23 protein-coding genes are annotated in these 25,751 nt (G+C 72.6%); 8 read left to right on the forward strand and 15 right to left on the reverse strand.

Annotated elements, in window-relative coordinates; genetic code table 11:
* The first annotated feature begins 2 nt into the window (after window positions 1-2).
* Window positions 3-728, forward strand: a complete 726-nt coding sequence (locus ACH4B3_RS28365; RefSeq protein ID WP_398467620.1) for a response regulator — start codon at window positions 3-5, stop codon at window positions 726-728.
* 51 nt (window positions 729-779) lie between these two features.
* Here ACH4B3_RS28365 and ACH4B3_RS28370 read toward each other — a convergent pair whose 3' ends face one another.
* Window positions 780-2,225 carry an NCS2 family permease gene (locus tag ACH4B3_RS28370; RefSeq protein ID WP_398467509.1) on the reverse strand — a complete coding sequence of 482 codons (1,446 nt, stop codon included), beginning with the start codon at window positions 2,223-2,225 and terminating at the stop codon, window positions 780-782.
* A 181-nt stretch (window positions 2,226-2,406) separates the two neighbouring features.
* Entirely contained in the window at window positions 2,407-3,357 is a 951-nt protein-coding gene (locus tag ACH4B3_RS28375; RefSeq protein WP_398467511.1) for a right-handed parallel beta-helix repeat-containing protein, read from the reverse strand.
* Between the two features lie 465 nt (window positions 3,358-3,822).
* On the opposite strand from ACH4B3_RS28375, the gene ACH4B3_RS28380 reads away from it, so the two are divergent.
* Window positions 3,823-5,019 (forward strand): TerD family protein, encoded by a 1,197-nt coding sequence (locus ACH4B3_RS28380; protein WP_398467622.1) that lies wholly within the window; start codon window positions 3,823-3,825, stop codon window positions 5,017-5,019.
* On the opposite strand, the gene ACH4B3_RS28385 is transcribed toward ACH4B3_RS28380, so the two are convergent.
* The 3 genes from ACH4B3_RS28385 to ACH4B3_RS28395 form a co-directional block, all read right to left on the reverse strand.
* Entirely contained in the window at window positions 5,016-6,110 is a 1,095-nt protein-coding gene (locus ACH4B3_RS28385) for an MsnO8 family LLM class oxidoreductase (protein ID WP_398467513.1), read from the reverse strand. The genes ACH4B3_RS28380 and ACH4B3_RS28385 overlap by 4 nt on opposite strands.
* 53 nt (window positions 6,111-6,163) lie before the next feature.
* The gene (locus ACH4B3_RS28390) at window positions 6,164-7,627 is read right to left on the reverse strand and encodes an alkaline phosphatase PhoX (RefSeq protein WP_398467515.1); all 1,464 of its coding nucleotides are present in this window, start codon (window positions 7,625-7,627) and stop codon (window positions 6,164-6,166) included.
* A gap of 118 nt (window positions 7,628-7,745) precedes the next feature.
* Window positions 7,746-9,254: a hypothetical protein gene (locus tag ACH4B3_RS28395; RefSeq protein ID WP_398467517.1), complete on the reverse strand. Its 1,509-nt coding sequence runs from the start codon at window positions 9,252-9,254 to the stop codon at window positions 7,746-7,748.
* A gap of 309 nt (window positions 9,255-9,563) precedes the next feature.
* On the opposite strand from ACH4B3_RS28395, the gene ACH4B3_RS28400 reads away from it, so the two are divergent.
* Both ACH4B3_RS28400 and dapA read left to right on the forward strand, forming a co-directional pair.
* On the forward strand, window positions 9,564-11,390 hold the full coding sequence (locus ACH4B3_RS28400) for an endonuclease/exonuclease/phosphatase family protein (RefSeq protein WP_398467518.1): 1,827 nt from the start codon (window positions 9,564-9,566) through the stop codon (window positions 11,388-11,390).
* 100 nt (window positions 11,391-11,490) lie between these two features.
* Entirely contained in the window at window positions 11,491-12,384 is an 894-nt protein-coding gene (dapA, locus tag ACH4B3_RS28405; protein ID WP_398467624.1) for a 4-hydroxy-tetrahydrodipicolinate synthase, read from the forward strand.
* A 175-nt stretch (window positions 12,385-12,559) separates the two neighbouring features.
* Here the strand turns inward: dapA and dapD are convergent, their stop codons facing one another.
* Window positions 12,560-13,561, reverse strand: a complete 1,002-nt coding sequence (gene dapD, locus ACH4B3_RS28410; RefSeq protein ID WP_398467520.1) for a 2,3,4,5-tetrahydropyridine-2,6-dicarboxylate N-succinyltransferase — start codon at window positions 13,559-13,561, stop codon at window positions 12,560-12,562.
* 258 nt (window positions 13,562-13,819) lie between these two features.
* On the opposite strand from dapD, the gene ACH4B3_RS28415 reads away from it, so the two are divergent.
* Window positions 13,820-14,587 (forward strand): hypothetical protein, encoded by a 768-nt coding sequence (locus tag ACH4B3_RS28415; RefSeq protein WP_398467522.1) that lies wholly within the window; start codon window positions 13,820-13,822, stop codon window positions 14,585-14,587.
* Here the strand turns inward: ACH4B3_RS28415 and ACH4B3_RS28420 are convergent.
* The 9 genes from ACH4B3_RS28420 to ACH4B3_RS28460 form a co-directional block, all read right to left on the reverse strand.
* Window positions 14,568-15,452, reverse strand: coding sequence for a hypothetical protein (locus tag ACH4B3_RS28420; RefSeq protein ID WP_398467524.1), 885 nt, complete (start codon window positions 15,450-15,452; stop codon window positions 14,568-14,570). The two genes, ACH4B3_RS28415 and ACH4B3_RS28420, sit on opposite strands and share 20 nt — an antisense overlap.
* Before the next feature lie 216 nt (window positions 15,453-15,668).
* Window positions 15,669-16,040: a metal-sulfur cluster assembly factor gene (locus tag ACH4B3_RS28425; protein WP_398467526.1), complete on the reverse strand. Its 372-nt coding sequence runs from the start codon at window positions 16,038-16,040 to the stop codon at window positions 15,669-15,671.
* Window positions 16,037-16,501 (reverse strand): Fe-S cluster assembly sulfur transfer protein SufU, encoded by a 465-nt coding sequence (gene sufU / locus ACH4B3_RS28430; RefSeq protein WP_398467528.1) that lies wholly within the window; start codon window positions 16,499-16,501, stop codon window positions 16,037-16,039. The genes ACH4B3_RS28425 and sufU overlap by 4 nt, the downstream gene beginning before the upstream one ends.
* Before the next feature lie 10 nt (window positions 16,502-16,511).
* Window positions 16,512-17,768, reverse strand: coding sequence for a cysteine desulfurase (locus tag ACH4B3_RS28435; RefSeq protein WP_398467530.1), 1,257 nt, complete (start codon window positions 17,766-17,768; stop codon window positions 16,512-16,514).
* Window positions 17,765-18,529 carry a Fe-S cluster assembly ATPase SufC gene (sufC, locus tag ACH4B3_RS28440; protein ID WP_398467532.1) on the reverse strand — a complete coding sequence of 255 codons (765 nt, stop codon included), beginning with the start codon at window positions 18,527-18,529 and terminating at the stop codon, window positions 17,765-17,767. Before sufC ends, ACH4B3_RS28435 begins: the two co-directional genes overlap by 4 nt.
* A gap of 7 nt (window positions 18,530-18,536) precedes the next feature.
* Window positions 18,537-18,872, reverse strand: a complete 336-nt coding sequence (locus tag ACH4B3_RS28445) for a non-heme iron oxygenase ferredoxin subunit (RefSeq protein WP_197987984.1) — start codon at window positions 18,870-18,872, stop codon at window positions 18,537-18,539.
* Window positions 18,869-20,041, reverse strand: coding sequence for a Fe-S cluster assembly protein SufD (gene sufD, locus ACH4B3_RS28450; protein ID WP_398467534.1), 1,173 nt, complete (start codon window positions 20,039-20,041; stop codon window positions 18,869-18,871). The genes ACH4B3_RS28445 and sufD overlap by 4 nt, the downstream gene beginning before the upstream one ends.
* Before the next feature lie 84 nt (window positions 20,042-20,125).
* Window positions 20,126-21,547 (reverse strand): Fe-S cluster assembly protein SufB, encoded by a 1,422-nt coding sequence (sufB, locus tag ACH4B3_RS28455; RefSeq protein ID WP_398467536.1) that lies wholly within the window; start codon window positions 21,545-21,547, stop codon window positions 20,126-20,128.
* A complete protein-coding gene (locus tag ACH4B3_RS28460; RefSeq protein WP_398467538.1) occupies window positions 21,544-22,368 on the reverse strand; it encodes a helix-turn-helix transcriptional regulator in 825 nt (274 codons plus the stop codon). Before ACH4B3_RS28460 ends, sufB begins: the two co-directional genes overlap by 4 nt.
* A 169-nt stretch (window positions 22,369-22,537) precedes the next feature.
* Here ACH4B3_RS28460 and ACH4B3_RS28465 point away from each other — a divergent pair, with 169 nt between their 5' ends.
* The 3 genes from ACH4B3_RS28465 (at window position 22,538) to ACH4B3_RS28475 (ending at window position 25,472) form a co-directional block, all read left to right on the forward strand.
* A complete protein-coding gene (locus tag ACH4B3_RS28465) occupies window positions 22,538-23,491 on the forward strand; it encodes an ABC transporter ATP-binding protein (protein ID WP_398467540.1) in 954 nt (317 codons plus the stop codon).
* The gene (locus ACH4B3_RS28470; protein ID WP_398467542.1) at window positions 23,488-24,258 is read left to right on the forward strand and encodes an ABC transporter permease; all 771 of its coding nucleotides are present in this window, start codon (window positions 23,488-23,490) and stop codon (window positions 24,256-24,258) included. The genes ACH4B3_RS28465 and ACH4B3_RS28470 overlap by 4 nt, the downstream gene beginning before the upstream one ends.
* Window positions 24,259-24,437: 179 nt before the next feature.
* The gene (locus tag ACH4B3_RS28475) at window positions 24,438-25,472 is read left to right on the forward strand and encodes a heme A synthase (protein ID WP_398467544.1); all 1,035 of its coding nucleotides are present in this window, start codon (window positions 24,438-24,440) and stop codon (window positions 25,470-25,472) included.
* Window positions 25,473-25,751 lie beyond the last annotated feature (279 nt).

Here is a 25,751-nt window from a genome sequence, read left to right on the forward strand (position 1 = left end):
AGGTGCGGATCGTGCTCGCCGACGACGAGCAGATGGTGCGCACGGCGCTGCGCGCGATCCTCTCCAGCGAGCCGGACCTGGAGGTGGTGGGCGAGGCGCGGACCGGCGCGGAGGTGCTGCCGCTGGTGCGGGAGCTGCGGCCGGACGTGGTGCTGATGGATGTGCGGATGCCCGACATCGACGGCATCCGGGCGACCGAGCAGATCACCCGGCACCTTTCCGGGCCCGCCGGCCCGGCCGTACCCGCCGGGGCGGAGACGGCCCCCGGGCCGCCGGCCGGCGACACCGGGGCGAGCGCGGTACGGGTGATCGTGCTGACCACCTTCGGGTGCGACTCCTACGTGGCGGACGCGCTGCGCGCGGGCGCGGCCGGCTTCCTGCTGAAGCGGGCCGGCGCCGAGGACCTGGTACGGGCGGTCCGGCTGGTGGCGCACAGCGACTCGCTGCTCTTCCCGGACGCGGTGCGCCGGATGATCAGCGGGCAGCAGTGCGCCCGCGCCGATGACGGTACGGCGCGGGCGCTGGGCGGCCGGCTCTCGGCCCGGGAGGCCGAGGTGTTGCGGCACATGGCGTCGGGTCTGTCGAACACCGAGATCGCCGAGCGGCTGTCGCTCGGGCCGGCCACGGTGAAGTCCCACGTGGCCGCGGTGCTCGCCAAGCTCGGGGTCCGGGACCGGACCCAGGCGGTGATCGCGGCGTTCCGGAGTGGTTTCGTCACGCCGGAGTGATCGCGAGCGCCCGGGGCCGGTACCCCCGCTGCGGACCGGGAGCCCGCCGGATCAGGTGAGCAGGTCGCGGATCGGGTGGATCGCGAAGTAGGCCGCGAACAGCGCCGCGCTGCCCCACAGCAGCCAGTGCACCTCACGGGCCTTGCCGAGCACGGTCTTGAGGACCACGTAGGAGACGAACCCGGCGCCGATGCCGTTGGTGATCGAGTAGGTGAACGGCATCACGGCGATGGTCAGGAACGCCGGGATGGCGATCTCGTACTTCTCCCACTCGATGTGCCGCACCTGGCTCATCAGCAGGAAGCCGACCGCGATCAGGGCGGGCGCGGCGGCCTGCATCGGCACCACCGTCAGCAGCGGCGTCATGAACAGCGCCGCGGCGAAGAGGCCGCCGGTGACGATGTTCGCGAAGCCGGTGCGGGCGCCTTCACCCACACCCGCCGCCGACTCGATGTAGGTGGTGCTGGAGGACGCGGACGAGGCGCCGCCGGCGACGGCGGCGACGCTGTCGACGAAGAGCACCCGGCCCAGGTTGGGCACCTTGCCCTGCTCGTCCAGGAGTCCGGCCTCGTTGCTCACGCCGACGACGGTGCCCATGGTGTCGAAGAAGTCCGACAGGATGAGCGTGAAGATGATCAGGACCAGGGTGAGCGCGCCCACCTCGTCCCAGGCGCCGAGGATGTCGAACTCACCGATGAGGCCGAAGTCCGGCGAGGCCACCACCTCGTCCGGCAGCTCGGGGACGGTCAGGCCCCAGGAGGTCGGGGCGATGTCGGCCACCTCGTTGATCACGATCGCCAGCACGGTGCTGACCGCGATGCTGATCAGGATGGCGCCCCGGAACCCGCGCGCCATCAGCGCGATGGTCAGCAGCACGCCGACGCAGAACACCAGGATCGGCCAGCCCTGGAGTTCGCCGCTCGAGCCGAGCTGGACCGGCACCGAACCGGTGTCGCCGGGGATGCGGGTGACGAACCCGGCGTCGATGAAGCCGATGAAGGCGATGAACAGGCCGATGCCGACGCTGATCGCCTGCTTCAGCGGCTGCGGGATGGCGTGCATCACCGCCTCGCGCAGACCGGTCACCACCAGGACGCAGATGATGAGGCCTTCCAGGACCACCAGGCCCATCGCGTCGTCCCAGGCCATCTGCGGGGCGATCTGGAAGGCGACCACGGCGTTCAGTCCGAGACCTGCCGCGAGGGCGAGCGGCAGGTTTCCGACGACACCCATGATGACCGTCATGACGGCGGCCACCAGTGCGGTGGCGGTGGCCAGTTGGACGTTGGAGAGCTGCTCTCCGTACTTGTCCTTCGCACTGCCCAGAATGATCGGGTTCAGCACGAGGATGTATGCCATGGTGAAGAAGGTGGCGAGACCGCCACGTATCTCCCGGGCGAAATTCGACCCTCGCTCAGATATGCGGAAGAATCGGTCTATGCCGCTCTGCCCGGTTACCGGCGGGGTATCCGCCTTGTCGATGACCTGTCTGGCCACGCGCTGCTCCTCGATTTCTCAACTGACGGCAAGTGAATGTGCTGGATTGTGCTCGCTGGACGCATCGTTCAGGTTTACGGTGTATTACGAGATCACTCCAACAGCCGCCGGGAGATGGACAGCAGCGTTCGACCCGGCTGTACACCAGCGGTTGCGGAGGGAGTGGCGGATGTCCCGACGGTCAACGCATCGGGGCCCGGGTCGCGCCCGCCCCGTCCGTCGCGACGGCGGACGGTACGTTCACGCCCGCGTCCCAGATATTGCCACGGGAGACCGCAAAGGTCCCGAGGTCGGCACCGACATCCCCGTTCCGGGAGGCCCAGGAGTGCTCGACCGTCACCGGGTCGGGCCAGCTCCGCAGATCGAGTCCGTCGTCGGCGTTGCCGTACAGCCGGGCGCCGGTGACCACATTGCCTTCGCCGGATCCGGAACCGAACGCGATACCGTCGGCGAAGCGTCCTCCGGACGCCGGATCACGGTTTCCGTACGCGTCCACATCGCGGACGACGTTGTAGCGCGTCCCGGCTCCGCGCAACACGAGTCCGGTACCTCCGTTGGAATACGCGGACAGTTGCTCGAAGACGTCACCGGTACACGAGGTGCAGACGACCGCGTTTGCCGGGGAGTTGCGGAACTCGATCCCGGACACCGTCCAGTAATCACCGCGCAGCTCCAGCAGTGAGGAATCGGCGGCGAGCCGGCCACCGTCCACGACGACCTTCTCGGAGCCGTACGCCTTCAGCACGATGCGGTTCCCGGGGGTGCCGTCCGCACCGGTCCGCAGCGTCGCGGCGGGGCGGTACGTGCCGCCGCGCACCTCGATGGTGGTGCCCTCCTCGGCCACCTCCAGCGCCTTCTCCAGGGTGCGGTACGGAGCACCGCGACCGCCGGAGGCGGAGTCGCTGCCGGTGGTGGAGACGTACACGGTGACGTCCGCGGCGCTCGCGCCCCCGGGAGCGGCGGTCAGGTAGACACCGGCCGCGGCCGACGCCGCGATGACCACCGAACCGAGCGGCAGCGTACGGTCCTTGCGGTGGCGGCCACGGTAACGACGACGGCGTCTCATGGCTGTTGCTGCTCCCGTCGGTGCGGCGAGGACCGTCGTGCGCTCGCGGTCTCCATGGATCGACATGTTACGCATGCGCGTCGATCAAGTGGCCGATTCCCACTCATTGACCGAAGGCCGCGGAAAGGGAGGCCGGGCGGGGCCAGGTAGCGCCCGGCCTCCCGCTCTGGGGGCGGCCCGCTGGACGACGGGCGCGCGGCCCGTACCGTTATTGTTCTCCGCCCGGCCGCACTCCATCCCCGGACCGGTACGGCGGCGGCGGGGCCCGCGAGGAGCACGGCACGGGAATGAACAGCGGGTAGCGAGTCGGTCACGGTCCGACGCTAGGCGGCGCCGGCGGCGGTGGGAGGGGTCGCGCGGAGGACGCACTCCTTCGGATGACATCGGGCACCGCGATCCGGCCACTCAGGCGCGATCGAAGCGGTCGGACGAAGCGGCCGCCGAACGGGACGGCGAGGGTGCCACCCGGCCGGACCCCCCAGGTCAAGGAACCGTAAACCCGGGTCGTTCGTTAGCCGGGACATGACCGCTATGACTCCCGGCTCGAACCTCCCGCTCCCCGTCGCGCGCGTGGCAGTGGACGTCACCGCCCCGGTGCGGCTCGACGTGTCGGGCCTGCTCCTCGCCGCCAACGGCAAAGTGCGCTCCGACGACGACTTCGTCTTCTACAACCAGCCGGCCGGCCCCGGCGTCACCCACTCGGCCTCGGCTCCCGGCGGCGGTGACACCATCACCGTCGACACCACGGCGGTCCCCGCCGGCATCGACAAGATCGTGGTGACCGCCAGCCTGGACGCGCCCGGCGCCACCTTCGCCGGGACGGAGCCGACCGCCACGGTGCGCGGCGCCGACGACGGCACCGTCATCGCGACCTTCACCCCGCCGCGGCTGGGCTCCGAGACCGCGCTGGTGGTCGTCGAGGTGTACCGGCGCAACGGCGCCTGGAAGGTGCGCGCGGTCGGTCAGGGATACGCCGACGGCCTCGCCGGGATCGCCACCGACTTCGGTGTGAGCGTCGAGGAGCCGGCCGCCCCCGCCGCCCCGCAGACCGCCCCGCCCGCCCCGCAGCCGGCCGCGGCCGCGGTCCCGCCGCCTCCGGCCGCCCCGCCCGCCCCGCCCGCCGCGGCCCCCGCCGCCGCGCCCGGCACCGGGAAGATCAACCTGGACAAGGGCCGGGTGAGCCTGCAGAAGAACCAGACGGTCTCCCTGGTGAAGGGCGGCAAGCCGCTGCTCACCTCGGTGAAGATGGGGCTGGGCTGGGAGCCGGCGTTCCGCGGCAAGGACATCGACCTGGACGCCTCGGTGATCGCCTACGGGGTGGACCGCAAGAAGATCGACAACTGCTTCTTCGGCAAGCTGAGCGTCCTCGGCGGCACCATCCAGCACTCCGGCGACAACCTCACCGGTGAGGGCGGCGGGGACGACGAGGTGATCACCGTCCACCTCGGCGGGCTGCCCCCGGAGGTCACCGGCCTGGTCTTCACGGTCAACTCCTTCTCCGGGCAGAAGTTCACCGACGTCGCCAAGGCCTACTGCCGGCTGCTGGACGCCGGCACCAACGAGGAACTGGTGCGCTTCGACCTGACCCACGCCGAGCCGCGCACCGGGGTGCTGATGGCGAAGATGATCAAGCAGTTCTCCGGCGAGTGGGAGATGACCGCGCTGGGCGAGTACGTCGACTCGCGCACCGTGCGGGGCATGGTCAAGCCCGGCGGCAAGGCCCTCTAGGCCACGGCCGCCGGCCGGGGCGGCGGGGTTCCGTCCCGGCCGGCCCCCGGGGGCTCCGGCGCCCCGGGGGCCGGTCCGGCGCCGGCCGAGAGCCCGGCCAGCCTGGCCAGCCTGCGGTAGGAGTCCAGCAGCGCCGCCCGGTCGTGGCTGCTGGTGGTGACCAGGACCTCGTCCGCGCCGGTGCGGCCGATCAGGCCGGTCAGCGCCGCCTCGACCTCCTCCTCTGTCCCCTGCACATGGCCGCGCATCGCTTCCTCGAACAGGGTGCGCTCCCGGTCGCTCATCGTCCGCGCGGCGATCTCCGAGACCGGCGCGAGCGGCGGGAACTCGCCGTGCGTACGGGAGTACGCGCTCGCCCACGCCTCCGGGACCAGCAGTTCCCGGGCCTCCTCCCGGGTCGCCGCCACCGCCACGTTGGCGGCCACCACCACATGGGGGTGCTCGCCCCACACCGAGGGGCGGAACCGCGCACGGTAGCCGTCGATGGCGCGCAGCATCGTCTCCTCGCCCCGGACCGCGCCGATCACCAGGGGCAGCCCGTGCGCCGCGGCGATCTCCGCTCCCGAGCCGGTGGCCAGGACGAACGCCGGAAGCCGGAGGCCTTCGGCGGGGCGGGCGCGCACCCGCGGGTGCTCCGCCCGGTCGCCGGTGAAGTAGCCCAGCAGTTCGGTCAGCTGGCCGCCGAAGCCCTCGGCCGCGTCCTTGTCCCGCCCCAGGGCCCGCCGGATGCCGTCGGTGAAGCCGACCGAACGGCCCAGCCCCATGTCGATACGGCCCGGGAAGAGCGACTCCAGCACCCCGAACTGCTCGGCGACCACCAGCGGCTGGTGGTTGGGGAGCATCACCCCTCCGGTGCCGACCCTGATCCGGGAGGTGGCCGCCGCGACCGCGGCGGCCAGCACGGTGGGCGCGGAACCGGCGACGCCGGGCACCCCGTGGTGCTCGGAGACCCAGAAGCGGTGGTAGCCGAGCGCCTCCGCCCGCTGGGCGAACCGGACGGTGTCGCGCAGTGCCTGGGCCGGCTCCCGGCCCTGCCGGGTGCGGGAGCGGTCCAGGACCGAGAACGGGGTGCTCCGTAGCGTTGCGGTCACGCCCGTTCCAACGCGGAGCCGGACGCCGGGGATTCCCGGGCCCGGCGGACGGCTCAGCCGCGGGCGCGGTGCCGGCGCCACGGGCCGGTGATGGCCACCAGGATGCCGGGCGTCTGGATGCCGGCGTACAGGGTCCGGCCGTCGGGCGAGAAGACGACGCCGGCGAACTCGCTGTACTCCGGCTCCTCCGCGGTGCCGATGTTCAGCTCGTTCCGCGCGATCGGGTAGGTCCGGCCGTCGTCGGTGGCCCCGAACAGGTGCTGGACCCCCTCGCCGTCCTCGGCGAGGACCAGCCCCCCGTAGGGCGAGACGGTGATGTTGTCCGGGCCGTCCAGGGCGCCGTCCGCGCCGGGGTCGGGGTTGACGCCCAGCAGCACCTTGAGGGTGAGGGTGCGGCGCTTGGGGTCGTAGAACCACACCTGGCCGTCGTGCTGCGCCCCGGGGCTCTCGGTGCGGGCGTAGCTGGAGACGACGTAGGCGCCGCCGTCCGCCCACCACATGCCTTCCAGCTTGCGCGCCCGGGTGATCTCGCCGTCGCCGAACTGCTTGCGCACCGGCACCGTCCGGGCGTCCCGGTCCGGTACGTCGATCCAGTCCACGCCGTAGACGGTGCCGGTCCTGGTGGCCCGGGACAGGTCGTCGACGAAGTTGCCGCCGGAGTCGAAGCACCGGGCGGCCTGGAGCACGCCCGCGTCGTCGGCGAGGCCGCGCAGCTTGCCGCGGCCGTGCTCGAAGCCGCGCGGCGGGGTCCAGCGGTAGAGCAGCCCGTTCGGGCCGGCGGCGTCCTCGGTCAGATACAGGTGACCGCGGCGGGGGTCGACGACGACGGCTTCGTGGTCGTAGCGGCCGAGCGCCTTGACGGGCCGCGGGTCGAGGTTGGCGCGGCGGTCGCGCGGGTCGACCTCGAAGACGTAGCCGTGGTCCTTGGTCATGCCGTTCTGGCCGGCCCGGTCGCTGTTCTCCTCGCAGGTCAGCCAGGTGCCCCAGGGGGTCGCGCCGCCGGCGCAGTTGGTGGAGGTGCCGGCGATGCCGACCCACTCGGTGACGTGGTCGCCGTGCTTGGAGATCTCCACGACGGTGCAGCCGCCGGCCGCCGCGGGGTCGTAGACCAGGCCCTCGGTGAGCGGCACCGGGTGCGGCCACTTCGCCCGCGCGCCCTTGAGCTCGTGGTTGTTGACCAGCAGGGTGGTGCCGCGGGGGCCCGCGAAGGCGGCGGTGCCGTCGTGGTTGGAGGGGGTGGGCTCGCCGGATTCCAGCGTGGTGACACCGGCGTGGGTGAGGATCCGGTAGCTGAACCCGGCGGGCAGAGCGAGGATGCCGTCCGGGTCCGGGATCAGCTCGCCGTAGCCGAAGCGGTGGCCGCCGCGCGCCGCGTCCTGGCCGTGCGCCCCGTCGTCGTCGACCTCGGCGGCGATCGCGCCGGGGGCGGTGGCGAGCACCCCGGCACTGCCGACGAGGGCGACCCCCGCTCCGGTGTACGCGGAACGCTTGGCGAAGTCTCTGCGGCTGAGCGGCATTGTCATCTCCTGGATGGCCGGATCCGTACTGACGGCTGCGGCCATACGGTCCCGCCCCCGGCCGAACAGGAGTTGAACTCGGCACGACATCGGCGGTGCCGGTCGTGCCGACGGGTGTTCAGGCGCGGCGGGATCGTGCCTTGAACGCCGCCTTGCGGGCGGCCTTGGCCGCCTTCTTGTCCGGGTGCAGCCGTCCCATCGCCTCCAGGACCGCTTCGGTCGCCGGGTGGTCGACCCGCCAGACGGTGTCGAAGAACCCCTCCGAGGTGCCCGCGAGCCCGGCGACCAGGTCGCGCAGTTCCTGGGTGTCGCCGTCGGCGGCCAGTTGCGCGGCGATGGTGTCGACGGTCAGCCAGAACACCATGTCCTGCGGGGGTTCCGGTACGTCCGGGACGCCGCGCTCGGCGAGCCAGACCCGGGCCAGTCCGCCCAGCTGGGGGTCGTCGAGCACCTCGCGCAGCGCGGGCTCGGCCTCGGCCCCGACCAGGGCGAGGGTCTGCTGGCAGGCGAGCCTGCGCAGCGGGGCCGTGCCGTCGTCGCCCCGGGCGGCCGCGAGCAGTTCGCGGGCGGCCGTCTCGGGGGCGCGGTGGGCGAGCCATGCCTCGGCCTCCGCGCGGGCGGCCGTCTCGGGGTGGCCGGGCAGCGCGTCGAGCAGCACCTCCGGGCCCTTGCCGGCCAGGTCGCCCACGACCGGGGCGTCGATCCCGGCGTCGAGCATCCGGGCGCGCACCGCGAAGACGCCGAGCGGGGTGAGCCGGACCATGCCGTAGCGGGCCACGTCCTCGGCGTCGAGTTCTCCCGCCCCCGGGTCGGTCTCCGGGATGCGTCCCTCGCCGTCGTCCTCCGTCAGCAGTTCCTCGTCCACCGGGCGGTAGGCCACGATGCCGGTCGGCTCCAGCAGCCGGAACTGGTCGTCCAGGCGCATCATCGCGTCGGAGACCTCTTCGAGGACGTCGTCGGTCGGCTCGTCCATGTCGTCGGGGACGATCATGGAGGCGGCCAGCGCGGGGAGCGGTACCGGCCGCCGGGCGGCCTCCTCGTCGAGCGCGGTGATCAGGTAGAGGTTGCCCAGCACGCCGTCGAGGAAGTCGGCCTCCTCCTCCGGGTTCCAGTCCAGGGCGTCCAGGTCCGGTTCGCCGTCCGCGCTGTCCGCGGCGGAGGCGTCGGCGAGGTCGGCGAGGTCGGGGAAGGCGGCGTCGGCCAGCACGGTCTCCAGTCCGGCGAGCCAGAGGTCGAGCACCTCGCGCGGGCTGCCCTGGGTGAGCGTCGCCAGCGCGTCGCCGGCCGCGGCGGTGCCGCCGGGCGCGCCGGTCTCCCGGGCGTCCGCCGCCGCGTCGGTGTCCTCGGTGAACTCGGTGAACTCGACCAGTCCGGTGTCCAGGGCGAGCTGCCAGGCGTCCGCGGTGTGCAGCGGGCCTTCCTCGTCGTCGGCGAGCCCCAGGTGCGCGGTGGCCTCGGTGAGGCCGTCCGCCGGCAGCTGACCGTCCGCGTCGACGCTCCGGCCGGCTCCGGCCCAGCGGGCCAGCCGGGCCGCTCGGGCGAGAAGCGGGGCGGCCAGCGCGTCCCGCGCGAGTTCCGCGTCGGTGTGCAGCCGCACCGGCGGCATGGTGGGGCGGTCTGCGGACATGGGTGCGGAGGTCTCCTCGCGGACGGGAACGGACAGCACCCAAGCGTAGACGGAGTGCCACCGTGTTCGCGTCCGGCGGGGGCGGCCCCCCAGGGCAACGGACGTATTCGGCCACGGGGGCGCGGACCGCTCGGCGCTCACGCCGGGGGCGCGGCCGGCCGGTGCCCGCCCGTGCGCGAGGCCGGGGTTCACCGGGCGGCCGTCCGCCGTATGCCCGCCGAGCCTTGACAATTGCCATGCTCACGCAAGAGATTGACGCGCGTAGAGGTCAATTCCCCCCTTTCCCACCCCCCTCGGAGGCTTCCACCCATGTCCGCTCGCGCCCTGCGCAGACCCGCCGCCCTCACCGCCGTCGTCGCCTCGGCCCTCGCGGCCGGCCTGCTGGCCGCCCCGCAGCCCGCCTCCGCCGACGAGATCCGCATCCACGACATCCAGGGCGACACCCGGATATCCCCGCTCGTCGGCCGGCAGGTCACCGGGGTGCCCGGCACGGTCACCGCCGTGCGCGCCTTCGGCTCCGCGCGTGGCTTCTGGATCCAGGACACGCGCCCCGACCGGTCCGCCGCGACCAGCGAGGGCATCTTCGTCTTCACCGGCTCCGGCACGCCCTCGGTCGCGGTCGGCGACGCGGTGGAGGTCTCCGGCACGGTCACCGAGTACTACCCCGGCGGTGCGGACGCCGGGCTGCAGTCGGTCACCGAGCTCACCAAGGCGAGCTGGACGGTGACCTCCTCGGGCAACGCGCTGCCGGCCGCCTTCGTGCTCAGGCCGTCGACGGTGCCCGACCGGTACGCCCCGGAGGCGGACGGCGGCAGCATCGAGGGGCTGGAACTGCGCCCGCGCTCCTACGCCCTGGACCGCTACGAGTCCCTGGAGGGCATGGCGGTCGCCGTCCGCGACGTCCCGGTGACCGGCGCCACGAGCGAGCACAAGGAGCTGTGGGTCACCGCCGAACCGCGGCACCACCGCACCGCCGGCGGCGGCGTGCTGTACGACTCCTACCGCGACCCCAACCCGGGCCGGGTGAAGGTCGCCTCCCTCATCCCCTACGCGCAGACCCCGTTCCCGGTGGCGGACGTCGGCGACGAGCTGACCGGCGCCACCGAGGGGCCGCTGGACTACGACAACTTCGGCGGCTACGAGATCCAGGCGACCCGGCTGGGCGAGGTGACCGACGGCGGCCGGGAGCGGGAGACCACCCGCCGGCAGTCCGCGGACGAACTGGCGGTGGCCACCTACAACGTCGAGAACCTCTCGGCCCGGACCGCGCAGGCCAAGTTCGACCGGCTCGCCCAGGCCCTGGTGACCAACCTGGCCTCCCCCGACATCGTCGCGCTGGAGGAGGTCCAGGACGACAACGGCGCCACCAACGACGCGGTCACCGGCGCCGACGCCACGCTGAAGAAGCTGACCGACGCCATCGCCGCGGCCGGCGGCCCCGCCTACCGGTGGCGGCAGATCGACCCGGTCGACGACCAGGACGGCGGCCAGCCCGGCGGCAACATCCGGGTGGCCTTCCTGTACAACCCCGAGCGGGTGTCCTTCACCGACGTCCCGGGCGGCGACGCGACCACCGCGGTGCGGGCGGTCGACAACGGCGGCACGGCCGGCCTGTCCGTCTCGCCCGGCCGGATCGCCCCGGCCGACAGCGCCTGGACCGACAGCCGCAAGCCGCTGGTCGGCGAGTTCTCCTTCCGCGGCCGCCCGGTGTTCGTGATCGCCAACCACTTCAACTCCAAGGGCGGCGACCAGGGTCTGGACAGCCGCTTCCAGCCGCCCGCCCGCGGCTCGGAGAAGCAGCGCGGGGAGCAGGCGAAGGCGGTCAACACCTTCGTCAAGGAGCTGCTGGCGATCGACCCGCGGGCCGACGTGGTGGTCGCCGGTGACCTCAACGACTACCAGTTCTCCCCCGCCCTGAGGACACTGACCGACGGCGGGGTGCTCACCGACCTGGTGAACCGGCTGCCGCGCGACGAGCGCTACGGCTATGTCTACAACGGCAACTCGCAGGTGCTCGACCACATGCTGACCAGCCGTCACCTGCGCAAGGTCGACTACGACATCGTGCACGTCAACGCGGAGTTCGCCGACCAGGCCAGCGACCACGACCCGCAGGTGGTGCGGATCAAGCCGTAGCAAGTCTCAACTGTCCGACCAGCACATTTAAATAGACCTGCACGGCGGTACGGGCCCAGAATCCGGCGGAGAACCCCTCGACGCACGGAGTGTGACAACCATGTCCCTGGGCCCGTTCGGCCGTACCAACGCCGCCATGGTCACCCCCTTCACCGCCGACGGCCGGCTCGACCCGGCCGCGGCCCAGGAGCTCGCGGTGCGTCTGGTGGACCACGGCGGGTGCGACGGCCTGGTGCTCAACGGCACCACCGGCGAGTCGCCCACCACCACCGACGCCGAGAAGGAGGCGCTGGTCCGGGCCGTGGTGGAGGCGGTCGGCGACCGGGCGCGGATCACCGCGGGGGTCGGCACCAGCGACACCCGGCACACGGTCGAGCTGTCCCGGGCCGCCGAACGGGCGGGCGCGCACGGCCTGCTGGTGGTCACCCCCTACTACAGCCGCCCGCCGCAGGACGCCGTGGCGGACCACTTCCGGACCGTCGCCGACGCCGTCGGCATCCCCGTCATGCTCTACGACATCCCGGCCCGCACCGGCACCCGCATCGAGACCGAGACCATGCTGGCCCTGGCCGAGCACCCGCGGATCGCCGGGGTGAAGGACTGCGGGTACGACCTGCTGCACAGCGCCAAGGTGATCTCCCGCACCCCGCTCGCCTTCTACGCGGGCGCCGAGGAGCTGCACCTGCCGCTGCGCGCGGTGGGCGGGGTGGGATACGTCAGCACGGTCGCCAACGTGGCCGGTGCCCGGCTGCGCGCGGTGTGGGACGCCTACGACGCGGGCGGCACCGCGGAGGCGGCCCGGCTCCAGGGGCGCGCCCTGCCGCTCTGCGAGCTGATGATGTGCTCCGGCCTGCCGGGCACGGTCACCGCCAAGGCGCTGCTGGGCGCCCTCGGCCTCCCCTCCGGGCCGGTCCGGGCGCCGCTGAGGTGCGCCGACAGCGCGGAGACCGACCGGCTGCTCCGCGCCTACCGGGAGCTGGCCGACGGCGACTGACGCCCGTCCCCGGCCGGCCCCGCCCGATCCCCGCCCCGGCCGGCCCGGCCGGGACACGGCACGGGAAGCCGGCGGCATCCCTCCGGCCCGGCCCGGCTCGCCGGACCGCGCGCATTCCCCGACGGCCCGCGCCGGTGATCCGGCGCGGGCCGTCGGGGCAGCCGGCGGGCGGGGCTCAGTCGTTGCTGTGCAGCACCGCGTTGAGGCCGCCCCAGGAGCCGGTGCGCGGCAGCGCCTCGACCGCACCGCTGGTGGAGTTCCGGCGGAAGAGGAGGTTGTTCGCCCCGGAGAGCTCCACCGCCTTGACGACCTCACCGTCCGGCAGCGACACCCGGGTGCCGGCGGTGACGTACAGGCCGGCCTCCACGATGCACTCGTCGCCGAGCGAGATGCCGATACCGGCCTCGGCGCCGAGCAGGCAGCGCTCGCCGATGGAGATGGTCTGCTTGCCGCCGCCGGAGAGGGTGCCCATGATCGACGCCCCGCCACCGATGTCGGAGCCGTCACCGACCACGACCCCGGCGCTGATCCGTCCCTCCACCATGGAGGTGCCCAGCGTCCCGGCGTTGAAGTTGACGAAGCCCTCGTGCATCACCGTGGTGCCGGCCGCCAGGTGGGCACCGAGCCGCACCCGGTCCGCGTCGCCGATCCGCACCCCGGTCGGGGTGACGTAGTCGGTCATCCGCGGGAACTTGTCGATGCTGGTCACATTGAGCTGCAGCCCCTCGGCACGGGCGGCGAGCCGGACCCGCTCCACCTGGTCCACGGCGACCGGCCCGAGGCTGGTCCAGGCGACGTTGGCCAGCAGGCCGAAGATGCCGTCGAGGCTCTGGCCGTGCGGGCGCACCAGCCGGTGCGAGAGCAGGTGCAGGCGCAGGTAGGCGTCGTGCGCGTCGAGCGGCTTGTCGTCCAGGGCGGCGATGACGGTACGCACGGCCACGACCTCGACCCCGCGGCGCGGGTCGGTGCCCAGGGCACGCGGGGCGGCCTCGCCCAGGAGTTCGGCGGCGCGCTCGGCGGACAGCCGCTCGGTCCCCGACGGGCCGGGCTCGGCGACCAGCTCGGGGGCGGGGTACCAGGTGTCCAGGACGGTGCCGTCGGCGGCCACGGTGGCCAGGCCGGCGGCGACGGCACCGGTGGTGCGGGGGTTCGGGGTGGTGGTTGCTGCGTCGGTCATGTCCGAACGCTAACCGGACCGGGCCGCCCGAGGCGAACCGGTCTCGTTGAGCGGGCACCGAGGTGCCCGGCTCGCCCGGCGCCCCCGGCCGGGGAGCGGTTCCGGTGCCCGGTACGGGTGCGCCTGGCCGGGTGATCGGCGGCTGCCCGGCGTGGCGGCTGCCCGTCCGGTGCGTACCGGCGTGCGAGGCTCGATCGGCACATCGGGACCGACGACCGGGCCACCGCGGTGCGCGAGAGACGGAAGCGGAGGAATCTCATGTCCGGTGCCAGGGCACACTCCCGCGCCGGCGGCCGGCCTGGGCGCCACCGGACCGCCGGCCGCCGGTTCGCGGTGCCGCTGCTGGCCGGGGTGGTGCTGGCGCTGCCCGGCTGCTCCCCCTCCGGTGGCTCGGCGCTGCCCGAGGTGGAGAGCGGTGCCAAGCGGTCCGAGGTGGAGTTCTCCACCGACAGCCGGGAGCCGACGAAGGGCGAACCCGAGTTCCCCGAGGTGAAGGCGGGCGACAAGGCGGAGCTGGCGGCCGAGATCCGCAACGAGACGGAACGGTCGCAGAAGGTGGAGGACACCGCCATGCGCGAGCGGTCCTCGGCCGGCGCGCCGGCCAGGGCGGTCAGGCAGGGGGAGATCAGCAAACCGTACGACGGGTGCTCGGGGAAGACGCTGGAGCCCGGCAAGTCCTGCCAGGTGCTGTTCCGCTTCGTCCCGGCCACCGCGGGCAGCAGTACCGCGGAGCTGGTGGTGGAGTTCGACGGGACGGCCCCGGACATCCGGGCCGCGGTCACCGCGGTGGCGCTGCCCGGGAACGGCGACACCACCACCCGGTCCCCGGGGGGCACCACACCGCCTGGGCCCACCGGGCCCACCGGGCCCACCGGGCCCACCGGGCCGACCGGCCCCACCGGCGGCGTCACCGACGGGCCCACCGGTCCCACCACCGAGCCCCCCGTCGAACCGCAACCGGACACCCCGCCGTCGCCGCCGGAGCCGTCCGCGCCGGAACCGGAGGTCACCGGCCCCGCTTCATGACCGCCTGTTCGACCTCCACCCGCAGCGCCGGGTCGTCCCGCCGGACGGTCACCAGCCGCCGCACCGGCGGGGTCCGGGGCACCAGGTAGTAGCGGGTGCTCGAGGTGGTCAGCACGGCGAACCGGTCGTACACGTAGCGGTAGGGCTGGTACTTCTCCAGCAGCCGCTCGGGGATGCCGAACACCGGCCTGGCGGCGTACACCCGCACGCTGGGCCGGTCGTCCAGCCCTTCCCTGAGCTCGCGCAGCGCCACCGCCCGGCCCTCCCGGTGCACGTACCAGGCCACCCCGGAGAACACGCACAGGGTCAGCATGGCCACCAGCACCGCGCCGACGAGGGTGCGCAGCCGCTCCCGGCCGGCGCCCGGCCCGCCGGGGGCCGGCCCCTCGGCGGCGGCCCGCGAGCCGCCCCGCCGGAGCGCCAGCCCGAAGATGGCCGCCGCCGCCCCCAGCCCCCCGAGCAGCGGTGCCACGTACCAGCCGGGCCGGACGTAGACGGCGACGAAGGAGAACAGCAGGAGCACCGCGCCCGTCACCGCGGCCGCCCGGTAGATCCGCCGCCGGGACCGGGACGCCTCGGTGCGGGCCAGCCGCCGGTCGAGCACGGCGAAGCCCATCAGCCCGAGCAGTCCGGCCAGCAGCAGGATCCACAGCGGGAAGAAGGTGGCGTTGGGGCTGGCGAGCAGGAACTCCTCGGTGGACAGTCCCAGCTCGGTCACGGAGATCCCGAACACCGAGTAGTAGGCGTTCACCCGGGTGCGGCCCAGGTAGTACAGCATCGCGAAGATGACCGAGCCGGGCGCGACCACGATCGCGGCCTTCTCCAGAAAGGTCTTGCCCTGCGGCGGGCGGCCACTGTCTCCCACGCCGGACCCAACGCCGTTCACCGGCGGTGGTTACGGATCACCGGCGGTGAGGTGCCCAGCACAGCCCGAACGGCGGCCCCACCACCCCCGATGGGGTGGCGGGGCCGTCGTCACGCTGGAGGTCTCCCGACCCCCGGCGAATCGTTCCGCCGGGCCCGGGGAGGCGGCGCGTCCGGTGGCCCCGGGCTGCCGGGGGCCGGGTCCGCCGTCCGTCTCTCAGACGTTGAACCCGAGTGCGCGGAGTTGCTCGCGCCCCTCGTCGGTGATCTTGTCCGGGCCCCACGGGGGCATCCAGACCCAGTTGATCCGCAGCTCGTTGACGAGGCCCTCGGTGGCCGACTTCGCCTGGTCCTCGATGACGTCGGTCAGCGGGCAGGCCGCCGAGGTCAGCGTCATGTCGATGGTGGCGATGTTGGCGTCGTCGATGTGGACGCCGTAGATCAGACCGAGGTTGACCACGTCGATGCCCAGCTCGGGGTCGACGACGTCGTACAGCGCCTCGCGGATCTCCTCCTCCGTCGCGGGCGTGAGGCCCGGGGCGGCGGTGGCCGCGGGGGTCTCGGCGGTGGTGTCGGTGCTGTCGCTCATGCGGTCTTCCTCGCAGCGTTCTCGCCCAGTGCCTGGGCGGTGGCGTCCTTCCAGGCCATCCAGCTCAGCAGCGCGCACTTCACCCGCGCCGGGTACTTGGAGACGCCGGCGAACGCGACCGCGTCCTCCAGCACCTCCTCCATCGCCTCGTCGGGCTCGATGCGGCCCTTGGACTGCATCAGCTCCAGGAAGGTCTCCTGGATGGTGCGCGCCTCGGTCAGGTCCTTGCCGACCAGCAGCTCGTTGAGTACCGAGGCACTGGCCTGGCTGATCGAGCACCCCTGGCCCTCGTAGGAGACGTCCTCGATCCTCTCACCGTCGTACCGCACCCGCAGCGTGATCTCGTCACCGCAGGTCGGGTTGACATGGTGGACCTCGGCGTCACCGTCCCGCAGCCCGCGGCCGTGCGGGTGCTTGTAGTGGTCCAGGATGACGTCCTGGTACATCGAATCCAGCTTCACGAGGCAGCCCCTACCGGAAGAAGTTGCGAACGTGCTCCAGGCCGTCGACCAGGGCGTCCACCTCGGCCGGCGTGGAGTACAGATAGAACGACGCTCGCGTGGTCGCCGGAATTCCGTAGCGGAGGCAGACCGGGCGGGCACAGTGGTGACCGACCCGGACCGCGATGCCCAGCTCGTCGAGGACCTGGCCCACGTCGTGCGGGTGGATGTCGCCGAGCGTGAAGGAGACCGCCGCGCCGCGGTCCTCGGCCGTGGTGGGGCCGATGATCCGCAGGTCCGGGACCTCGCGCAGGCGCTCCAGGGCGTACCCCGTTATCGCGTGCTCGTGCTGGGCGATCCGGTCCATACCGATCGAGGTGAGGTAGTCGACCGCCGCGCCCAGGCCCACGGCCTGCGCGATCGGGGGCGTACCGGCCTCGAACTTGTGCGGCGCGGGAGCGTAGGTGGAGGAGTGCATCGAGACGGTCTCGATCATCTCGCCGCCGCCGAGGAACGGCGGCAGGTCCTCCAGCAGCTCCTGGCGGCCCCACAGGACGCCGATGCCGTCCGGGCCGCACATCTTGTGGCCGGTGAACGCCACGAAGTCGGCCTGGAGGGACTGGACGTCCAGCGGCATGTGCGGGGCGGCCTGGGAGGCGTCGATCACCACGAGGGCGCCGACCTCCTGGGCGCGGCGCACGATCGCCTCGACCGGGTTGAACGTGCCGAGGATGTTGGAGACCAGCACGAAGGAGACGACCTTGGTCCGCTCCGTGATGATCTGGTCGATGTTCGACAGGTCGAGCCGGCCGTCGTCGGTGAGACCGAACCACTTCAGCTTCGCGCCGGTGCGCTGCGCCAGCAGCTGCCACGGCACGATGTTGGAGTGGTGCTCCATCTCGGTGATGACGATCTCGGTCTCGCTGTCCACCCGATAGGGCTCGTCGGCCCAGCCGAGCATGTTGGCCACGAGGTTCAGCGACTCCGACGCGTTCTTGGTGAAGATCACCTCGTCGCGGCTCGGAGCGTTGACGAAGGCGGCGATCTTGTCGCGGGCGCCCTCGTACAGCGCCGTGGCCTCCTCGGCGAGCACGTGCACGCCGCGGTGAACGTTGGCGTTGTGCCGCTCGTAATGCTCGTTCAGCACGTCGAGCACCTGGCGCGGCTTCTGCGAGGTCGCCGCGTTGTCCAGGTACACGAGCTTCTTCCCGTCGTGGACCACGCGGTCCAGGATCGGGAAGTCCTTGCGAATCGCCTCGGTGTCGAGGAGGCCCGGCAGCTGTGTCATGCGGTGGCGCCACCCTTCACATATGCCTCGTAGCCCTCGGCCTCCAGCTTGTCGGCGAGCTCCGGGCCACCGGACTCGGCGATCCGGCCCGCGGCGAAGACGTGGACCTGGTCGGGCTTGATGTAGCGCAGGATGCGCGTGTAGTGGGTGATCAGCAGGGTGCCGACCTCGCCGGACTCGCGGACCCGGTTGACGCCCTCGGAGACCACCCGCAGCGCGTCGACGTCCAGGCCGGAGTCGGTCTCGTCGAGGATCGCGATCTTCGGCTTGAGGAGCTCCAGCTGGAGGATCTCGTGGCGCTTCTTCTCACCGCCGGAGAAGCCCTCGTTGACGTTCCGCTCGGCGAAGGCGGGGTCCATCTGGAGACGCTCCATGGCCTCCTTGACCTCCTTCACCCAGGTGCGCAGCTTCGGCGCCTCGCCGCGGATCGCGGTGGCGGAGGTGCGCAGGAAGTTGGAGACGGAGACACCGGGGACCTCGACCGGGTACTGCATGGCGAGGAAGACGCCGGCCCGGGCGCGCTCGTCGACGGACATCTCCAGGACGTCCTCGCCGTCGAGGGTCACGGTGCCGCCGGTGATGGTGTACTTCGGGTGCCCGGCCAGGGAGTACGCCAGGGTGGACTTGCCGGAGCCGTTGGGGCCCATGATGGCGTGGGTCTCACCCTGCTTCACGGTCAGGTCGACGCCGCGCAGGATCTCGCGGGGGCCGCTCTCGGCCTCGACGGAGACGTGCAGGTCGTGGATCTCAAGCGTTGCCATGGGTGCCTCAGGACTCCTGGGTGACGGAGACGAGCACAGAAGCGTCTGGGCCGTCTCCTTCGATCTTTACGGGGTATACGGGGACAGGGCGCGTCGCGGGCAGGCCGGAGGGCTTGCCGGTGCGGAGGTCGAAGCTGGAGCCGTGCAGCCAGCACTCGATGGAGCAGTCCTCCACCTCACCCTCGGAGAGGGAGACGTTCGCGTGCGAGCAGATGTCGTTGATCGCGAACACCTCGCCCTCGGTCAGGACGAGGGACACCGGGGTGCCGTCGAGCTCGACCCGTTTCGGGGTGTCCTCCTCGAGCTCGCTCAGCGCACAGGCGCGAACGAAGGCGGCGGTCATGCTACGGACGCCTCCAGCTCTGCCTCGATCTTGGCGATCAGCCGCTCCTCCACGTCCGGCAGACCGATCTGCTGGACGAGTTCGGCGAAGAAGCCGCGGACCACCAGGCGTCGGGCCTCCTCGGCCGGGATGCCGCGCGCCATCAGGTAGAACAGCTGCTCGTCCTCGAACCGGCCGGTGGCCGAGGCGTGGCCGGCGCCGACGATCTCGCCGGTCTCGATCTCCAGGTTCGGGACCGAGTCCACCCGCGCGCCGTCGGTGAGGACCAGGTTGCGGTTGAGCTCGTAGGTCTCGGTGCCCTCGGCGGCCGCCCGGATGAGCACGTCGCCGATCCACACCGCGTGCGCGTCCTGCCCCTGCAGCGCGCCCTTGTAGGCGACGTTGCTGCGGCAGTGCGGGGTGTCGTGGTCGATGAAGAGGCGGTGCTCCTGGTGCTGCCCGTTGTCGGTGAAGTACAGGCCGTACAGCTCGGCCTCACCGCCGGGGGCGCCGTAGACGACCCGCGGGTGCAGCCGGACCAGGTCGCCGCCGAAGGTCACCACCACCGACTTGAAGGACGCGTCGCGGCCGACCAGCGCGGTGTGCTGGGCGGCGTGCACGGCGGTGTCCGCCCAGTCCTGGACCGAGACCACGGTGAGCTTGGCCCCGTCCCCCACCACGAACTCGACGTTCGCGGCGAGGGTGGCGTCACCGGTGTGGTCGATGACGACCACGGCCTCGGCGAAGGCGCCGACCTCGACCAGCTGGTGGCCGTAGGCGGTGCCGCCCTCACCGTGCACGGCGATGCGGACCGGCTCGGTCAGCACGGCGTCCTTGGCGACGGTGACCACGGAGGCCTTCTCGAAGGAGCTGTACGCCTGCGCGGCGACCCGGTCCACCGGCTTCCCGGCCTTGCCCAGGCGCGCGTCGTCGCGGCCGACGGTCTCCACGGTGACGCCCTCGGGCGCGGTCACCTCGACCTTGACGCCGCCGTCGGCGACGGCGGAGCCGTCGTGCAGGCCCCGCAGGCGCTCCAGCGGAGTGAAGCGCCATTCCTCCTCACGGCCGTGCGGCACCGGGAAGTCCGCCACGTCGTACGAGGCGGGGGCGCTGACCCGCGCGTCGGCGGGCTGGCCGCCCACCTGGATCGCACCGTCGGTGGTGCTGCCGGCCGGAATGATTTCAGCCATGGCTGTCGTACTGCTCTCTCTCTGCCTCGTGTTGCGTTCGCGTCTGTCGCCCCGGACTGCGGGGCAGGGAAGGGACCGTCGGCGTCAGCCGACCGCGCCTTCCATCTGCAGCTCGATCAGCCGGTTGAGCTCCAGCGCGTACTCCATGGGCAGCTCACGCGCGATCGGCTCCACGAAGCCCCGCACGATCATCGCCATGGCCTCGTCCTCGGAGAGTCCGCGGCTCATCAGGTAGAAGAGCTGGTCGTCGCTGACCTTGGACACCGTCGCCTCGTGGCCCATCGACACGTCGTCCTCACGGACGTCCACGTAGGGGTAGGTGTCGGAGCGGGAGATGGTGTCCACCAGCAGCGCGTCGCAGAGCACGTTGGACTTGGAGCCCTCGGCGCCCTCGCCGATCTCGATCAGACCGCGGTAGGAGGTGCGGCCGCCGCCTCGCGCCACCGACTTGGAGACGATGTTGGAGGAGGTGTTCGGGGCCATGTGGACCATCTTGGCGCCCGCGTCCTGGTGCTGGCCCTCGCCCGCGAAGGCGATGGACAGGGTCTCGCCCTTGGCGTGCTCGCCCATCAGGTAGACGGCCGGGTACTTCATGGTGACCTTGGAGCCGATGTTGCCGTCGACCCACTCCATGGTCGCGCCCTCGTACGCAACGGCGCGCTTGGTGACCAGGTTGTAGACGTTGTTCGACCAGTTCTGGATGGTCGTGTAGCGGCAGCGGCCGCCCTTCTTCACGATGATCTCGACGACCGCGGAGTGCAGCGAGTCCGACTTGTAGATCGGCGCGGTACAACCCTCGACGTAGTGGACGTAGGCGTCCTCGTCGACGATGATCAGCGTCCGCTCGAACTGGCCCATGTTCTCGGTGTTGATCCGGAAGTAGGCCTGGAGCGGGATCTCCACGTGCACGCCCTTCGGCACGTAGATGAAGGAGCCGCCGGACCACACGGCCGTGTTCAGCGAGGCGAACTTGTTGTCGCCCGCCGGGATCACGGTGCCGAAGTACTCCTTGAAGAGCTCCGGGTGCTCCTTGAGCGCGGTGTCGGTGTCCAGGAAGATGACGCCCTGCTCCTCCAGGTCCTCGCGGATCTGGTGGTAGACGACCTCCGACTCGTACTGCGCGGCGACACCGGCGACCAGGCGCTGCTTCTCCGCCTCCGGGATGCCCAGCTTGTCGTAGGTGTTCTTGATGTCCTCGGGCAGGTCCTCCCAGGAGGCCGCCTGCTGCTCGGTGGAGCGGACGAAGTACTTGATGTTGTCGAAGTCGATACCGGTGAGGTCGGAGCCCCAGGTCGGCATGGGCTTCTTACCGAAGAGCTTCAGACCCTTCAGCCGCAGCTTCAGCATCCACTCCGGCTCGGACTTCTTCGCCGAGATGTCGCGGACGACCTCCTCCGACAGGCCCCGCTTCGCCGCTGCGCCAGCGATGTCGGAGTCGGCCCAGCCGTACTCGTAGTTGCCCAGACCCTCGAGCTCGGGGTGAGCAGTCTCCGTGGGGAGAGTCATTCGGGGTTCCTCCCGGCCGTGCTGGTAGATGGTGCTGTGGTGGTCTGACTGGTGTTCGCGGACTGTGCTCCGCCGCGCGGAATGAACGTCGTGCACACACCGTCGCCGTGGGCGATGGTGGCGAGACGCTGCACATGGGTCCCCAGCAGGCGGGAGAAGACCTCGGTCTCCGCCTCGCACAGCTGCGGGTACTGCTCGGCGACGTGGGCGACCGGGCAGTGGTGCTGGCAGAGCTGCTCACCCTGGGACGAGTTGGGCGCGCTGCGCGCCGTGGCAGCGTACCCGTCCGCGGTGAGGGCGCCGGCGAGAGCCTCGGCCCGTCGGGCGGGGTCCGCCGCTTCGACCGCCTGCCGGTACCCCTCCGCCTGGGCGGCGAGCCGGGCCCGGGCGAACGCGGCCACCGCGGCCTCGCCCCGCGCCCCGCCGCCCGCGCTCTGCGCGATCCAGCCCAGCGCGTCCACCGCCAGCTGGTCGTAGGCCTGCTCGAAGGCGTCCCGGCCGCAGTCGGTGAGCGCGAAGCTCTTGGCGGGCCTGCCCCGGCTGCGGGCTCCGTAGACCCGCTTCTCCCGCGGCTCCACCACGCCCTCGGCCACCAGTGCGTCCAGGTGACGGCGGACGGCCGCCTGGGTGAGCTCCAGCCGGAGCGCGAGCTCGGCGGCGGTGGAGGGGCCGTGGTCGAGGATGGAGCGGGCCACCCGGTTGCGGGTGCCCTGCTGCTCGTCCGCGGACGCGGCGGCGGCGGTGCCGCCCGGCGTGGACGCGCGGGGGCCCGCGACCGGCTTGGCCGCGCGTCCCTTCCGGTCCTCGCTCGCGTATTTCACAACGCCATTGTTGCGTAATTCTCCGGAGGGACACAAGCCGCCGATGGGAGGACCACGGTGGGGTGCATCACTTAGGTACACCTAACCTGACCTGCGGAAACGATCACTCCGCGGACGCCTCCTCGACCTGCCGCCCCGCCCGGCGCGCCCGCTTCGTAGACTGCCCGGCATGCGAGAAGAGCCCTCCCCCGGCCGCGACCGGGAGGTGCCCGCCGTCGAGGTCGTCGGCCTGGTCAAACGGTACGGAACCAAGACCGCGGTGAACGGGCTGGACCTGTCCGTCGCCCGTTCCGCCGTCACCGCCGTACTCGGCCCCAACGGGGCGGGCAAGACCACCACCGTGGAGATCTGCGAGGGCTACCGCGGACCCGACTCGGGCACCGTCCGCGTGCTCGGGCTCGACCCGGTCGCCGACGCCGCCGCGCTGCGGCCCCGGATCGGGGTGATGCTCCAGTCCGGCGGCGTGTACTCGGGGGCCCGCGCGGAGGAGATGCTGCGGCACACCGCCCGGCTGCACGCCCACCCCCTGGACGTGGACATGCTGATCGACCGGCTGGGGCTGGGCTCCTGCGGCCGCACCACCTACCGGCGGCTCTCCGGCGGCCAGCAGCAGCGCCTCGCCCTCGCGATGGCCGTCGTCGGCCGCCCGGAGCTGGTCTTCCTCGACGAACCCACCGCCGGCCTCGACCCGCAGGCCCGCCGCGCCACCTGGGACCTCGTCCGCGACCTGCGGCGGGACGGCGTCACCGTCGTGCTCACCACCCACCACATGGACGAGGCCGAGCAGCTCGCCGACGACGTCGCGATCATCGACGCCGGCAAGGTGATCGCCCAGGGCAGCCCGGAGCAGCTGTGCCGGGGCGGCGCGGAGAACACCCTGCGCTTCACCGGCCGGCCCGCCCTGGACCTGGCCTCCCTCCTCAAGGCGCTGCCCGCGGACACCGCCGCCGCCGAGTCCGCCCCCGGCAGCTACCGGATCACCGGGAAGGTCGACCCGCAGCTGCTGGCCACCGTCACCTCCTGGTGCGCACAGCACGGCGTACTGCCCGACCGGATCTCCGTCGAGCGGCACACCCTGGAGGACGTCTTCCTCGAACTGACCGGCAAGGAGCTGCGCGGATGACCACCACCGGCACCTTCACCCCCCGGCCCGGCGCCGCCCCGCTGCCGCGGATGATCCGCGCGCAGGCCGCGCTGGAGACCCGGATGCTGCTGCGCAACGGCGAGCAGCTGCTGCTCACCGTGATCATCCCGGCCCTGGTGCTGCTGCTGTTCGGCACCGTCGACATCGTGGACACCGGCGAGGGCGAGGCCGTCGACTTCCTCACCCCCGGCGTGCTGGCGCTGGCCGTGCTGTCCACCGCCTTCACCGGCCAGGCCATCGCGACCGGCTTCGAGCGGCGGTACGGGGTACTGAAGCGGCTGGGCGCCTCACCGCTGCCGCGCTGGGCGCTGATGACCGCCAAGACCTGCTCGGTCCTGGTCACCGAGGCGCTGCAGGTGGCGCTGCTGGTGGCCATCGCGTACTCGCTCGGCTGGTCGCCGCACGGCAGTCCGCTCGCGGTCCTCGCGCTGCTGCTGCTGGGCACCGCGGCCTTCTCCGGGCTGGGCCTGCTGATGGCCGGCACCCTGAAGGCCGAGGCGACGCTGGCCGCGGCCAACCTGGTCTTCCTGCTGCTGCTGGTCGGCGGCGGGGTGATGGTGCCGCTGGAGAAGTTCCCGGACGCGGTGGAGCCGGTGCTCCGGCTGCTGCCGATCGCGGCCCTGTCGGACGGGCTGCGGGACGTGCTCCGCGACGGCGCCGGGATGCCGTGGGCCGAGCTGGGCGTGCTCGCCGGGTGGGCGGTGCTGGGCCTGGCGGCGGCGGCCCGCTTCTTCCGCTGGGAGTGAGGCCGCCCGCCGCCGGGCGCGGTACCCTCCGCCGGGCCCGCGGCACCGCCGCGGGCCCGGCCGCCGCGCCCCCCGCCGGCGCCTCCCGGCACCCCGCCCGTGCCCCTTCCCGGAGCGCGCGGACCGCGTCGGCCCACCCCTCGTGAAAAGCTGCACAAGCTCCCGCCTACGATGGGTCCGTGCCGAATTCGCTGAACCCCTTCGAGTTGCTCGCCCGCCGCTGGCAGCCCTCCGAACGCTTCGTGCGCCGGGCGGCCATGACCGCCGTGGTGATGGCCGTGGTCATCGTCGTGACCGGTGGTGCCGTCCGGCTCACCCAGTCCGGGCTCGGCTGCCCGACCTGGCCGACGTGCACCGAGGAGAGCCTGGCCCCGACACATGCGATGGGCATCAACGGCGTCATCGAGTTCGGCAACCGCCTGCTGACCTACGTGCTGTCCGCGGTCGTCGGCGTGGTGATCCTCGCCGCCCGGTGCCACCGGCCCTGGCGCCACTCGCTCACCAGGCTGGGCTGGATCCAGTTCTGGATCGTCATGGGCAACGCGGTGGTCGGCGGCATCACGGTGCTCACCGGCCTCAACCCGTACATCGTCAGCTCGCACTTCCTGCTCTCCACCGCGCTGCTCACGGTGGCCGTGCTGACCTGGCAGCGGGTGCGGGAGGGCGACGCGCCGCCGCGCGACCTGGTGGCCCGGCCGGTCCGGCAGCTGACCTGGGTGCTGCTGGCGGCCACCGCGGCGCTGATCGTGATCGGCACCGTGGTGACCGGCTCCGGACCGCACGCCGGTGACGCGGAGAAGGTGCACCGCATCCCGCTGGACTGGCAGGAGATCACCCAGCTGCACGTGGACTTCGTCTACATCGTGGTGGGGCTCACCGTCGCGCTGTGGTTCACCCTGCGGGCGGTCGGCGCCCCCGCGGCCACCCGCCGCACCGTGGTGGAGCTGTTCGTGGTGCTGCTCGGCCAGGGCGTGATCGGCTACGTGCAGTACTTCACGCACCTGCCCGAGGTGGTCGTCGGCGCCCACATGTTCGGCTCGTGCCTGGTGTGGATCGCGGTCCTGCGGGTCTTCCTGGCGCAGCGCGAGCGGGGCCGGGAGCCGGCCGCCGCCGCCCCCGACGAGCCCGGCGGACCCGCCGCGGAGGTCCCGGAGGCGTCCGCTGCGGCGAGCGCCGCGGCCGGGGCCCAGGACCGGGCGCTCGCCGGCCGGTGACACGGTGCCCGGCGCCCGCCGGGCACCCGCGGCCCGGCCCACCGCCGGGCCCCGGTCCGGCGGTGCGCGAGCGCCGGGACACCCGGGCGGTGCCCCGGGACGGCCGGCGCGGGGACCGGTTCCGGGCCCGTACCGGCACCGGAACCGAAAGGGTCATGGACAGGGGTGTGGGCCCCCCCCCCCGCCCGGGGGGGGCCCCCCCCCGGGCAATGACCGGCCCCAACCCCCCCCCAAAACGGGGCCCCACCCCAATACAGTACCGGGCCCCACCCCGGGCCA

Origin of the sequence: Streptomyces sp. NPDC018031, from assembly GCF_044327625.1 — a bacterium.
Taxonomy (GTDB): domain Bacteria; phylum Actinomycetota; class Actinomycetes; order Streptomycetales; family Streptomycetaceae; genus Streptomyces.

Excerpts from the sequence above, each read along its gene's own strand:
- ACH4B3_RS28375 (WP_398467511.1), bottom strand. The coding sequence starts at position 3,357 with ATGTCGATCCATGGAGACCGCGAGCGCACGACGGTCCTCGCCGCACCG.
- ACH4B3_RS28380 (WP_398467622.1), top strand. The coding sequence starts at position 3,823 with ATGACTCCCGGCTCGAACCTCCCGCTCCCCGTCGCGCGCGTGGCAGTG.
- ACH4B3_RS28390 (WP_398467515.1), bottom strand. The coding sequence starts at position 7,627 with ATGCCGCTCAGCCGCAGAGACTTCGCCAAGCGTTCCGCGTACACCGGA.
- ACH4B3_RS28395 (WP_398467517.1), bottom strand. The coding sequence starts at position 9,254 with ATGTCCGCAGACCGCCCCACCATGCCGCCGGTGCGGCTGCACACCGAC.
- ACH4B3_RS28400 (WP_398467518.1), top strand. The coding sequence starts at position 9,564 with ATGTCCGCTCGCGCCCTGCGCAGACCCGCCGCCCTCACCGCCGTCGTC.
- dapA (WP_398467624.1), top strand. The coding sequence starts at position 11,491 with ATGTCCCTGGGCCCGTTCGGCCGTACCAACGCCGCCATGGTCACCCCC.
- dapD (WP_398467520.1), bottom strand. The coding sequence starts at position 13,561 with ATGACCGACGCAGCAACCACCACCCCGAACCCCCGCACCACCGGTGCC.
- ACH4B3_RS28415 (WP_398467522.1), top strand. The coding sequence starts at position 13,820 with ATGTCCGGTGCCAGGGCACACTCCCGCGCCGGCGGCCGGCCTGGGCGC.
- ACH4B3_RS28425 (WP_398467526.1), bottom strand. The coding sequence starts at position 16,040 with ATGAGCGACAGCACCGACACCACCGCCGAGACCCCCGCGGCCACCGCC.
- ACH4B3_RS28435 (WP_398467530.1), bottom strand. The coding sequence starts at position 17,768 with ATGACACAGCTGCCGGGCCTCCTCGACACCGAGGCGATTCGCAAGGAC.
- sufC (WP_398467532.1), bottom strand. The coding sequence starts at position 18,529 with ATGGCAACGCTTGAGATCCACGACCTGCACGTCTCCGTCGAGGCCGAG.
- ACH4B3_RS28445 (WP_197987984.1), bottom strand. The coding sequence starts at position 18,872 with ATGACCGCCGCCTTCGTTCGCGCCTGTGCGCTGAGCGAGCTCGAGGAG.
- sufD (WP_398467534.1), bottom strand. The coding sequence starts at position 20,041 with ATGGCTGAAATCATTCCGGCCGGCAGCACCACCGACGGTGCGATCCAG.
- sufB (WP_398467536.1), bottom strand. The coding sequence starts at position 21,547 with ATGACTCTCCCCACGGAGACTGCTCACCCCGAGCTCGAGGGTCTGGGC.
- ACH4B3_RS28465 (WP_398467540.1), top strand. The coding sequence starts at position 22,538 with ATGCGAGAAGAGCCCTCCCCCGGCCGCGACCGGGAGGTGCCCGCCGTC.
- ACH4B3_RS28470 (WP_398467542.1), top strand. The coding sequence starts at position 23,488 with ATGACCACCACCGGCACCTTCACCCCCCGGCCCGGCGCCGCCCCGCTG.